The 12,564-nt window shown below is 33.0% G+C and carries 12 protein-coding genes; 5 read left to right on the top strand and 7 right to left on the bottom strand.

The genetic code is table 11. The features are described 5' to 3' along the window. Positions 1–122: 122 nt before the first annotated feature. A complete protein-coding gene (locus AC1DY0_RS04395; protein ID WP_477187450.1) occupies positions 123–944 on the top strand; it encodes a sensor histidine kinase in 822 nt (273 codons plus the stop codon). Positions 945–976: 32 nt separating this feature from the next. Then, the gene (locus AC1DY0_RS04400) at positions 977–1,690 is read left to right on the top strand and encodes a LytR/AlgR family response regulator transcription factor (RefSeq protein WP_477187451.1); all 714 of its coding nucleotides are present in this window, start codon (positions 977–979) and stop codon (positions 1,688–1,690) included. Positions 1,691–1,716: 26 nt separating this feature from the next. Here AC1DY0_RS04400 and AC1DY0_RS04405 read toward each other — a convergent pair whose 3' ends face one another. Beyond that, positions 1,717–2,232: a gamma carbonic anhydrase family protein gene (locus AC1DY0_RS04405; RefSeq protein WP_477187452.1), complete on the bottom strand. Its 516-nt coding sequence runs from the start codon at positions 2,230–2,232 to the stop codon at positions 1,717–1,719. A gap of 11 nt (positions 2,233–2,243) precedes the next feature. Beyond that, a complete protein-coding gene (locus tag AC1DY0_RS04410; RefSeq protein WP_477187453.1) occupies positions 2,244–3,239 on the bottom strand; it encodes a PorP/SprF family type IX secretion system membrane protein in 996 nt (331 codons plus the stop codon). 124 nt (positions 3,240–3,363) lie between these two features. Here AC1DY0_RS04410 and AC1DY0_RS04415 point away from each other — a divergent pair, with 124 nt between their 5' ends. From AC1DY0_RS04415 to AC1DY0_RS04425, 3 genes are all read left to right on the top strand, one after another. Next, positions 3,364–4,257, top strand: a complete 894-nt coding sequence (locus tag AC1DY0_RS04415; protein WP_477187454.1) for a NifU family protein — start codon at positions 3,364–3,366, stop codon at positions 4,255–4,257. 209 nt (positions 4,258–4,466) lie between these two features. Continuing rightward, on the top strand, positions 4,467–4,985 hold the full coding sequence (locus tag AC1DY0_RS04420) for a YtxH domain-containing protein (protein WP_477187455.1): 519 nt from the start codon (positions 4,467–4,469) through the stop codon (positions 4,983–4,985). 83 nt (positions 4,986–5,068) lie between these two features. Further along, positions 5,069–5,908, top strand: a complete 840-nt coding sequence (locus AC1DY0_RS04425) for a mechanosensitive ion channel family protein (protein ID WP_477187456.1) — start codon at positions 5,069–5,071, stop codon at positions 5,906–5,908. Here the strand turns inward: AC1DY0_RS04425 and tsaB are convergent, their stop codons facing one another. The 5 genes from tsaB to AC1DY0_RS04450 all read right to left on the bottom strand — a co-directional run bounded on the left by tsaB (position 5,909) and on the right by AC1DY0_RS04450 (position 12,564). Next, the gene (tsaB, locus tag AC1DY0_RS04430) at positions 5,909–6,577 is read right to left on the bottom strand and encodes a tRNA (adenosine(37)-N6)-threonylcarbamoyltransferase complex dimerization subunit type 1 TsaB (protein WP_477187457.1); all 669 of its coding nucleotides are present in this window, start codon (positions 6,575–6,577) and stop codon (positions 5,909–5,911) included. An 803-nt stretch (positions 6,578–7,380) separates the two neighbouring features. Continuing rightward, the gene (locus tag AC1DY0_RS04435) at positions 7,381–8,676 is read right to left on the bottom strand and encodes an efflux RND transporter periplasmic adaptor subunit (RefSeq protein ID WP_477187458.1); all 1,296 of its coding nucleotides are present in this window, start codon (positions 8,674–8,676) and stop codon (positions 7,381–7,383) included. Positions 8,677–8,680: 4 nt separating this feature from the next. Continuing rightward, positions 8,681–10,060 carry a TolC family protein gene (locus AC1DY0_RS04440; protein WP_477187459.1) on the bottom strand — a complete coding sequence of 460 codons (1,380 nt, stop codon included), beginning with the start codon at positions 10,058–10,060 and terminating at the stop codon, positions 8,681–8,683. A gap of 77 nt (positions 10,061–10,137) precedes the next feature. Continuing rightward, positions 10,138–11,256: an efflux RND transporter periplasmic adaptor subunit gene (locus AC1DY0_RS04445; RefSeq protein WP_477187460.1), complete on the bottom strand. Its 1,119-nt coding sequence runs from the start codon at positions 11,254–11,256 to the stop codon at positions 10,138–10,140. Positions 11,257–11,298: 42 nt separating this feature from the next. Beyond that, the gene (locus AC1DY0_RS04450) at positions 11,299–12,564 is read right to left on the bottom strand and encodes an ABC transporter permease (RefSeq protein ID WP_477187461.1); all 1,266 of its coding nucleotides are present in this window, start codon (positions 12,562–12,564) and stop codon (positions 11,299–11,301) included.

A 12,564-nucleotide genomic window follows, 5' to 3' on the forward strand; every position in this document is an offset into this window, starting at 1 on the left:
TATTTTATCTCAATTATATATACCTTGTTCCCCATTTGCTTCTGCAAAAAAGATATGGATATTATATTGCAATTCTACTTGTTCTTATCGTGATTTTTATGTTCTTCAGATTTCAGTTTTTTATGCCTGAAATTCGAGAAATGAGACCACCGAATGGAATAAATAATCTCAAAATACCGCTTGCAGATAAAAATATAGACCATCAAATGCATAGAAGAAACCAACCTTTTTTCTTTAAGATTGTCCCTTCTTTCTTTTATATTTTAATCGTCGCCATTAGTACCATAATCAAAACATTATCTGAGTTTTACGATGACCAACAAAACAAATTAATTGCCGAAAGTCAACGAACTTCTACCGAGCTAAACTATTTAAGAAAACAAACAAATCCACACTTCTTATTCAATTCACTGAATAGTATCTACTCTTTGGCTCATAAAAAATCTGATTTGGTACCCGATGCCATAGTCACTTTATCCGAAATGATGCGATATATGCTTTATGAAACGGATAATAAAACGGTTTTACTTGAAAAGGAAATCGATTACATTAAAAATTATATTGAATTACAAAAATTAAGACTCAATAACATTGAAAACATTAGTATAAATATTCACGGTGATACTAAAAATAAGTTTATTGAACCTATGCTATTGATTTCATTTATTGAAAATGCGTTCAAATATGGAACCGATTATAAAGGAACTGCTTATGTAAAAATTATCATAACAATTGAAGAAAATATATTGACTTTTTGGGTAGAAAATAAAATAGAAAACAACAAAAAAGATCCTGAAAACTCAGGAATAGGATTGTCAAATATTAAAAATAGACTTAATTTGCTTTATCCAAACGCACATGAGCTAAATCTATCGGCTACTGATACGAAATATACAGTACATTTGATTTTACAATTGGATCAAATTCAACTACAAGCAAATTAAGCTTTTATACCAACATCATAACTTAGGAAAATATGAAATGTGTCATTATAGACGACGAACCATTAGCAGTAGATTTATTGGTTGAATTTGTTGGTAGAGTCGATTCACTTGAACTAGTTACCACATTTACTAACGCAATCGATGCTATATCCAAAATAAACCAATCCCAGATTGATTTGATTTTTTTGGACATCGAAATGCCTCATTTTTCTGGAATTGATTTCATCAATGCTATCGAGAAAAAACCTTTAATCATCTTCACAACTGCTTATTCCAATTATGCAGTCGAAGGATTTAATCTTGGCGCAGTCGATTATTTGGTAAAACCCATTCCTTTTAACCGTTTTCTTAAATCTGTTTTACGGGCACAACAAATCTTTGCTCCAAAAAGCCTACCAATAGAGACTGTAGCCGCAAATACGCCAGAAATAGAAAATGATTTCATGTTTGTTCGAGCTGAATATGAAAATGTAAAAATTAATTTTGCTGATATTTTATTTATCGAAGGATTGAAAGATTATGTCAAAATATACACCACCGACAATAAATATACGCTAACCCTAATCAGTTTAATAAAACTAGAAAATCTTTTGTCTTCCAAAGGTTTTGCAAGAATTCATCGTTCCTATATCATCAATATCAAACACGTTAAATCCATTCAGAAAAATAAAGTTTTAATCTCCGAAAAAAGAATTCCTATCAGCGAAAGTTATAAAACATCCTTCTTCGAAAAAATAAACATTTGATTTTAAATCGTCGATTTTTGAATGGTTTATTCCTCTTTAAACCAACTCGAATACATCACGTAATTATTGGAAATACGCTCTATTTCTCCAGCAAAATTTGACTGGTCAATATCTTTTACTTTTTTGGCAGGAACACCAGCCCAAATGGTGCCAGGTTCTACTATTGTATTTTGAGTAATCACAGATCCTGCTCCAATAATTGAATTGCTCCCAATGACGCAATTATCCATAACAATTGCCCCCATTCCTACCAATACATTGTCATGAATTGTACACCCATGCACAATCGCATTATGACCTATTGAAACATTGTTTCCAATAATGGTTGGATGTTTTTGATAAGTACAATGTATAATCGCTCCATCTTGAATATTTACTTTATTACCAATTGTAATAAAATGAACATCTCCACGAATAACAGCATTAAACCAAACACTACATTGTGAACCAAAAGTAACATCACCAACAATGGTAGCATTCTCGGCTACATAACAATCTTCTGGAATAGCCGGTGATTTTCCGTTAACAGCCTTTATTATCATTTTCTTTTTAACTAATTAATTGCTGGACAATTACAATCGTATTTTTCAGGTTTACACAAAAAGTTAATTCCTAAAGTAAGCTGATGAAATCCTCCACTTTCATATTGAACATCTCCCAATAAATGTGTATAAGTATAGGCAAACATAAAGTTTTTATAATTAAATCCTAAAATTGGTGTAATATATTGTAATTTCTGGCTATTAGTCCCACTTCCATTACTGTATTCTGCTCCGTCAAAACTTCTTCGATAAGACAAACCTCCCCATAATTGCCCCATATCCAAGTTTTTATATACTTTCATATTCATGTCCAATGAGCTCTCTTTCGTTTTGTCAACAAATTGATACAAAAGCGAAGGTTCGAATAAAATTTTGTCGGCATTACCAAAAACATAACCACCGCTAACAATAAATTTTCGCAAGTTATCACTTTCATATTCTGTATAAATAGTCTGTCTCGTTTCCAAAACATTCTTAACCACAGCATTAAAACTAAAATCAAGTAAATTATATGAGGCTCCAATATCCAAATTAAAATAGGATGCATGTTGAACTACATCCCCAAGAACTGGGTCGTAATCGCCAGAATTCCTGAAATCCGTCTCATCCAATTGACTTTGGTTGACACCTACATTCACACCGAAAGATAATTGATTCAAATCAACTTCATCTCTAGAAAACATAATATGATGGGCGTAAGTAGCTTTAAAACCAAATTGAGAATGATACCCATTGACATCATTAAAAACAATAGCTCCTACTCCAGATTTTTCTCCTACTCTACCATTGTAACTTAAGGTTTGAAGTGCAGGTGCATCCGTTTGATCGAACCATTGTTTTCTGGCTGTAAGCCTTACTTTATGACAATTGGAAGCTCCCGCCATAGATGGGAAGATCAAATAATAATTATCCGACAAATAATCAGAATATACAGGTATTCCCTCCTGTGAAAAGCTATTAAAAGTAATAAGAAAAAGAACTACTGCAAACTTGATTTTATTATACATTTGGGGGGCTATTTTATAAAATTAATCACGAAAAAAAAACTTTTGTTAATTTATTCATTAAAAAACCAAATATAGTTAAACGTAGAAAATAACTTTACTAAATTTGTAAAAAATCACAAAAATCATGACAAAAGTTACTATAAAGGAAACTCAAAATCCAACGATAATAAAATTTGAATTTCAAGATTTTATCACTCAAAATGAAAGTTTTGAATTCAAAAATATAGATGAAGCCAAATCATCTCCACTCGCACAACAACTTTTTTATTTACCATTTGTAAAAACAGTTTATATCTCCGGTAATTTTATAGCTGTCGAAAGGTTCAGCATTGTAGAATGGGACGATGTAAAAGAAGCAGTAGCGGAGCAAATTGAATCCTATGTAAACAAAGGAGGGGTTATAATCAATGTTGATGAAAACAAAACCAAAAAACAGCCTATTACTGTTTATGGAGAATCTACTCCAAACCCATCAGCGCTAAAATTTGTTGTCAATAAAATGATAACAAAAAACGCTGTTGAATTCAAAAACATTGACCAAAGTGCACCGTCTCCACTGGCAACCGAATTATTCAAATTCCCATATGTAAAAGAAATTTTTATTGATGAAAATTACATTTCGGTTACCAAATATGACATCAATGAATGGCAAGACATCACGATGGAATTAAGAACGTTCATCAAACAATTTATTGAAAACGGCGGAACTGTTCTTGACGAAACTTTAATTCAATCAATTATTAAAGATGAGAAAACCAAAGACGAATCATTTGATTCACTTGACGAAACTTCTCAAAAAATCATCAATATTTTGGAAGAATATGTAAAACCTGCTGTAGCTGCAGACGGTGGTAATATTCTTTTTGATTCGTATGATGAATCCTCCAAAACTGTAAAAGTAATTATGCAAGGGGCTTGTAATGGATGCCCATCTTCTACTTTTACCTTAAAAAGTGGTATCGAAAACATGCTGAAAAGTATGCTAAATGATGAAGGAATTAAGGTAGAAGCTGTTTAATTTTAAAAACTATAAAGGTTTTATCTAAAAGCGTTTCCAAAATGGAAACGCTTTTTTTATGCAAAAGAACAAATTTAAGTTGCACTCATTTTTAATTAAACCCAAATAGCAGACATAAAATTAATTGATTTTCAATATTTTACATTTTATTTCATTTAGAAATTATAAAAAAATAGTTACTTTTGATTCCTTAACTAAAAATAAAAACCATGGGACTATCATCATTTTTCAAAAACTTATTTGGCACAGCCAAGGAAACAGCAAGCGAAATTGCAGAACATGCAGAAACCATTATTGAAGAAACCAAAACAAAGGCGGAACCATTTATTGAAAAAGCGGAAGAAATTATAGAAGAAACAGTTGCAAAAGCAAAAGAAACAGCGACACCATATATAGAAAAAGCTGAAACAATTGTTGAAGAAACTGTATCTAAAGTAAAAGAAACCGCAGCTCCAATAATAGAAAAAGCCGAAACTTTTGTTGAAGAGACAATATCCAAAGCAAAAGAGACTGCAACTCCTCATGTTGAAAAAGCGGAAGCACTTGTAGAAGATGCAGTCGCTAAAGCTAAAGAAGCAGCAAAACCATTGATTGAAAAAGCAGAATCAATAATGGAAGAAGCCAAAGCAAAAGGCACTGAAGCCATAAACAACCTAAAAGAAAAAGCAAATACTTCAGACTCAAAAAAAATTGAAAGTCCAAATAAAACAGAAGAAGATTCCCAATAGCTTTTTATAAAAAATATTAAATCCGTATTTTTGCAATTCAACTTACAACCTTCTTCTCAAGAAGGTTTTTTATGAATTAAAATATGACTTTAGATCCAAATTACATTGAGCAATACGTAAACATTTTCGTTACAAAAATATTAGAATATTCACCACAAGTTATTTCTGCTTTAATTATTCTATTTATTGGCCTATATGCAATTCGAATAATCAACAGGCTTATTCGAAAAATAATGGTCAAACGGAACTTAGACCCTACTCTTAGCAAGTTTCTTGCCGATATTTTACTTTGGGTTTTAAGAGTATTATTATTTGTTACTTTCATCGACAAACTAGGAATCGGAACCTCTTCATTTGTAGCCATACTAGGGGCAATGGGACTTGCTGTTGGTTTATCTTTGCAAGGTTCGTTATCAAATTTTGCTGGAGGAATGCTTATTATTCTCTTCAAACCCTTTAAAGTTGGAGATACAATTGAAGCTCAAGGAGTATTGGCAACCGTTTTGGAAATTCAAATTTTTGTAACCAAATTAATTACTTCAAACAATCAAACTATTTTTATTCCCAACGGAACTCTATCAAACGGAACAATTATCAACTATTCGATGCAAGGATCTCGAAGAGCCGATTTAACATTTTCTATATCATATGAAACCAATCTAAAAGTGGCGAAAGATATTATAATGACAGTCCTTAAAAACAACCCAAAAGTACTTACTTCACCAGCGGCAGAAGTTTCCGTAAAGAACATAACAGACAATTCTGTACAACTTGCGGTCAGACCTTGGGCAAAAAATGAAGATTTTGGTTCGGTTGTATCAGATACCTTGGAAAACTGCAAACTGGCCTTGGACGCTGAAGGAATCAATTTTCAACCGTTTGTTACCGAGTTCTCCAGAAATAACAATACCAAAAAAGACTAACTATTTTTTCGGAGTGGCAATCAAAAAGTCTTTCAAATAATAAGGTTCAAAATAGGCGACATCAACAGTGTCGCTTTTTTTGTATTTATCAAAACTTAAAACACTCATTTCATTTGCGGAAGGATATTTAATATCATCCAAAAACACAAAATTATCTTTTGTCAAAACACTTTTGCATTTCTCATTGCAATCGCCTACAAAATATATCTTTTCCTTTATATCCTCAAAAGAGTTTTCCGTGATAATTTCGGCTAGGACTTCTCGTTTTTTTTCTAAAGAAGCAGAAAAAACAGCACTATAGACTTCCATTCTGCGAGCATCAATCATTGGCACAATCAAACCGCCTGTTACAGAAACTCTTGAAGCCAAAGCCCGCAAAGTATCTATAGCGATTAATGGTATATTCAAAGCATAGCACAAACCTTTTGCTGCCGAAACCCCAATACGCAAGCCAGTATAAGATCCAGGCCCCTGACTTACCGCAACAGCCACCAAATCTTTCATAGCAATTCCAGCTTCACTGATGATTTCTTCAATAAAAACATGTAAACGCTCTGCATGGGAATAACCTTCTTCTGCAATTTCTTTGTGCAATATTGTTTTTCCTTCTTTTGCCAAAGCAACAGAACAATTTTTGGTAGCGGTTTCAATGTTGAGGATGTACGACACTTTAATTTTAGATTTTAATCTGTGAATAATTGATACGGTTGCAAATTTACACCGAATTTTGATAAATCCTTTATTTAAAACGGGAGTTCAATTAATAAATTTTGAAGCAGGGAGATTTGGCTTTTTTGGACACATCGTCCCGCTTTCCGCTACAATCTCTCTAGTTGAAAAAACGAGAGAGGATTTTCACTTCAAACGAAGTTCACTGAACTCCAATGAAATAAAAACATAGTGAAGTAATCGGGGCTAAAGGGAGTGAATGCCCATTATTACAATCATTTAAAAAGAAAACGATACTAAACGCACGGTGTATGAATAAAATAATAACAGTATATAAATTGCCACAAGCATAATAATGACAGTTGCTCCTATAATAATACAGAAGTATTGTAAAAAATATAAATCAACTATGAAAAAGTATAGCTCAATTATGAAAAAGTATAATTAAACTATATAAAAGCATAAATCAACTATGAAAAAATACAACTCAATTATGAAAAAGTATAATTAAACTATATAAAAGCATAAATCAACTATGAAAAAATACAACTCAATTATGAAAAAGTATAATTAAACTATACAAAAGCATAAATCAACTATGAAAAAATATAACTCAACTCTGATAAAATACAATTCAACTATATAAAAACATAAATCAACTATGAAAAAATATAACTCAATTATATAAATATATAATTCAACTATTTAAACATATAATCATAGGTTGTTATTTGTCACATATACCATAAAAAAAGCACGCCTTGAAAATTTCAAGGCGTGCTTTTTTTATATGAAGTCAACAACTATTTCTTCTTGCCCTCTTCTGTTGCCACAAATACTTTATCACCAGAGTTTAGATCTTTGGAAACCGTAGTGTAAGGGCCCGTGATAACTACATCCCCTTTCTTAAGACCAGACATCACTTCAATGTTCGTGTCGTCTTGAATTCCTGTTTTTATAATTCTGATTTTGGCTTTATCACCAACTTTCACAAAAACACATTCTAGTTTTTTATCGCTTTTCGGAGCTGCTTTTTTGTCATCTCCTTCTGGACCATCCATTTTACCCACTTTTACTGCAGTTGTATCAGACTTCACAACAACCGAACTGATAGGAACATGAACCACATTGGTTTTGGTTGTGGTAATGATATCAACCGTAGCAGTCATCCCTGGTCGGAATGGAGAATAAGAAGCCGGTTTGCCAACCATTAAATCTTGATAAGACTCTTTTAAAATTCTAACCTTCACTTTAAAATTAGTCACCTGATCAGCTGTTAATGCTGTACTCGCAGAATTGGAAATACTGGTTACAACTCCTTTGAATTGTTTTTTCAAATAGGCATCAACTTCAACATTGGCCAAATCTCCCACCTTTATTTTTACAATATCATTTTCGTTGACATCAACTTCAACTTCCATATTGTTTAAGTTGGCCACTCTTAAAAGTTCGGTACCCGCCATTTGTTGCGTCCCTAAAACTCTTTCACCAAGTTCTACGTTTAAGACCGATATAGTTCCGTCAGCCGGAGCATAAATCACCGTTCTTCCTAAGTTATCTTTAGCTTCATTTACAGATGCCGATGCACTTTGTACATTATAATAAGCAGATTGTTTATTGGCTTTCGCTACCTCGAAAGAAGAAACTGCCTTGTCCCAATCTGATTTGGAAATAATCCCTTTCTCAAACAAAGTCTTATTTCTTTCATAATTGGCCTTAGCCTCATTAAAAGATGCATCAGATTGACTTAAACCTGCTTTGGAACCTGACAAATTAGCAACACTTCTATTCAATCCAGAAGTATATAAATCAGGATTTATCTTTACCAATAATTCTCCTTTTTTTACTACTTGTCCTTCTTTGATAGGCAAATCTATAATCTCACCAGAAACCATAGAAGCAATTTTTACCTCAATTTCTGGTTGAATTTTACCTGTTGCCGAAACAGTCTCAACTATTGTCCCTGTTTCAACATTGGCAATTTCCACTTCTTTGCCCTTATCTTTATTCCCGATAACTCCAGCTTTTGAAAGTCCTACTAATGCCCCAATAATAACTAGTGCAGCTCCTATTATGATGTAAATTGTTTTTTTAGACATAGTATTATTTTTTCATGATTTGGTCAATTGGAATTCCGAAATAAAATTCTAGTATTTTTATCTTGAATATGTAATCATATTTGGTTCTTATTACTTCAGACTGAGCATTGGTCAACAAAGTTTGTGATTGATTGAAATCGAAAGAATTCATCAAGCCCACCGCATATTTTTCCTTTGCATAATTATATGCTTCATCTCTCGACTCAAGTGCTACAATCGCTGATTCATGTGCATTCATAGCTCCTTTAGCATCGGTAAAAGCTGTATAAACATTTCTTTGCAAATCTAAATCTGCTTTTTCTAATGCAATTTTAGATTTTTCTAAATTAACTTTATTACGATCTACACTATTTCTAACAGACCATCCGTCAAATACAGGAACATTCAATTGCAATCCAAAATTTTGCCCTTTGTTATCATTCAATTGTGTACCAAAAGAATCTGCAGACTTAGTCCCTATTGGTTTCCCTGCATCATCAAAAGCTACAACATCAGCATAAGAAACCCTTGAATTAAAACCATAAAAAGCAGTTAAAGTTGGCTGATACCCCCCTTTTGCAATTGCAACATCTTTCTCGGCTATTTCTAAATTCGTTTGAGCAATTTTCAACTCTGTTCTGCTTTCTTTTGCCTTGGCATAAATATCAATCGGTTTTACCGACATAATATTATTCTCGTCATTAATATTGGTATCATCTACTACATCAAAATCCCAAAACTCTTTCAATTGTAATAATTGAGCTAGACTCAGTTTAGAAATCAACAAGGCATTCTCAGCATTAATAACATTTTGTTTATTAGTAGCCACAGTCGCTTTTACGTCCAATAAATCCCCACGTGGAATAGAGCCCGCTTTGACTAATTCTTCAGAACGATTGTATTGTTTTTCATTAATCGCCAATTGCTCCTGCTGTACTTTTAGATTTTCCTTATTAAAAAGTACCTGCAAAAAAGCATTGGCAACGTTCAAGGCAATGTCTTCCTGCATTTTCAATAATTGGTATTTGGACGCAACAATGGAAAGCTTAGCTCTTCGCATTGTGTTTTGATTTCGCAATCCTTTATATATATCTACACCAACATTGGCTCCAACACCCGTTTGCTGAGTAGTCTGATTTCTCAAAAGCCCTGTTGTAATATCTTGGTTTAAACCAATATTCCACGAATGACTTGCATTTAAACTTGCACTTGGCAGAAAATTTCCAAAAGCACCTCTTTTATCAATACTAGCAGAAAGTGTATCCAGTTCAGTGTTCTTTATAGAAATATTATTTTTTACGGCATATCTCACACACTCATCCAAAGTCCAAACCTTGGTTTGTGCCTGGGAAGCTAATCCAATCAGGAAGATAAAAGCGATACTTATATAATTTATTTTTTTCATTTGTTATGGAGTAAAGGCGCAGCAAACACACTGCTTATATTTAACTTAATTTGTTTATCAAAAACTTTTCTCAGTGATTAGTTTGGTTTTGCTTCCTCAGTTTTCAAACCTAGATTCCAAACTTTTATTTTATCTGAAGCTTTAATACCGCTTTTTACTTCTACATAAATCCCATCGCTAACACCTAATGTTATATCTTTTCTTTGAAACTTTTGTGGCCCCGTCTGAATCTCAACATAGGGTTTTGTTGTTTTTTTATCAAATTGAATTAATGATTCTTTTAAAGCTTGAACATTATTCGCTTTTTCCAGAATTATAGATGCATTAGCACTCAAACCAGCTCTGATAAAAGTATTGTCTCTATTGGTTAATGTTGCTTTAATTTCAAATTGGATGGCTCCGTTTTCTGTTTTCCCTTTTGGTGCTATATCAGTCAAAACAGCCGTGAATTTTTTATTTTCAATTGCTCCAACAGTAATTTCAATAGGCATATTTAACTTAATTTTCCCTACTTCAGATTCATCCACTTTACCAACAAAAATCATTCGCCCTACATCAGCAACACTTGCAATCGTAGTTCCTTCATTAAAATTATTGCTTTCAATTACTTGGTTCCCTACTTTTACCGGAACATCCAATACCATTCCATTTACAGTAGAACGAATCAAAGTGTTGGCATAATTCCCTAACCCAGAAGCCGTACCTGTTTTTACGATATCAAATCCTTGTGTCGAGGCATAATAATTTTGTTTGGCTTGATTGTAGGCCAATTGTGCAGCGTCAAAATCATTGGCAGAAATCACTCCTTTATCAAACAAGGTCTTTTGTCTTTGATATAGTTTCTCTTGGTTATCCAATTCAATTTTTGCAGTTTTCACTTGATTTTGAGAATTACTCAAATTAGAAACATTGGCCACAACTTTGATTTTAGCAATCATGTCTCCAGCCTTTACAGATTCCCCAGCCTTAATATAAACAGCTTCAATAATTCCGGAAATATTTGGTTTAATCAATACTTCTTCATCTGGCACAATATTCCCTGTGGCCAGAGTACTTTTCACTATAGTTTTTATCTCCACCTTATCGGTTTCAAAAACTATAGGAGATTCTTGGTTTTTTGCGTACAAATAATATAAAGCTCCAAAGAAAACTATTGCTATTAAAATCAATACGGTTATGGTTACTCCTTTTTTCATTTTATAAATTTTATTCGATTATTATTGTTTTTTGATTGGTTTTTATTCTGTTCGTAGAGCATCTACCGGTTTCACATTTATGGCAGTTTGTGCTGGAATAAATCCAGCTAATAATCCTGAACCCACTAAAATTAATAAGGCTAAAAAAACTACTGTTAAATTAACACTCGGATTCACAAACATCATCCCTTCTGAAGGCATTGACGCTAAAATCATATTCAGTATGGCCAGTAATCCTGTTGCTACCGCAATACCAAACATACCTGCTATTATGGTTAGAAAAATTGCTTCTAATAATATTTGAGACCGAATGGCGCCTGGTGTTGCTCCCAATGCTCTTCGGATCCCTATTTCATTGGTTCTTTCTTTTACAACAATTAGCATAATATTTGAAATCCCAATGATGCCTGATAACAATACTAAAGTCCCAACAAAATAAGCTATGAATGTAAGAACATTAAATAAGTCCTGCACTTTTTGAAATTCGGCAAACAGGTCAAAATTACCAACAGCTCTTTCATCATCAGGGTGAATAGAATGTCTCTCTCGAATCAATGCCAGAATTGCTGGTCTAAGCTCAGTAATTGACGCATCATCATTTGCCGTAAGTGCCATCCAACCTACTTTATCCCCAAAATTAAAGGCTTGCTGAAAAGTGGTAAAAGGAATGAAAATATTTTTTTGAGCCCCTTCAGCATTTCCATTATTATTTCCCTTGGATTTATAAACACCCACCACCATAAAATTGACGCCGTTTATTTTAATGTAAGTACCTATGACCTCTTCGGCATTCATATACAATTCATTGATAACACCATTACCTATTATGGCAACTTTGCGTCTTGCCAATATATCTTGTTGATTTACGAAACGACCTTTAACAATGTCCATTTGCTCTTGTTTCACCAATTCTGGATAATCACCATAAATAGTATAAGCACCTGTTTTTGTACCTCTAACTACATTACTAACCCCATTAAAATCACCCAATTGATTGCGGGGAGAAACGTATAATAGGTCAGGAAATTTTTGTTTTAAAGCATCGACATCGCTATTTCTAAAATCATATCGTCGGGTTTTAGGTAACCCTTTATAAGCCTTTGATGTAGTTTGTGTCCACATAAACATGGTATTAGTAGCAATACCATCGAATCCTTTTCTGATCCCATTTTCAAGACCATTAGACGCAGCCAACAAGATCACCAAAATAAATATACCCCAAAACACCCCAAAAGCAGTAAGCATCGTTCGGAAGGTATTGGCAGTTAATGCCTCTAAAATTTCATTCCATTTTTCTCTATCAAACAT

Source organism: Flavobacterium sp. P1_E4, from assembly GCF_056405915.1.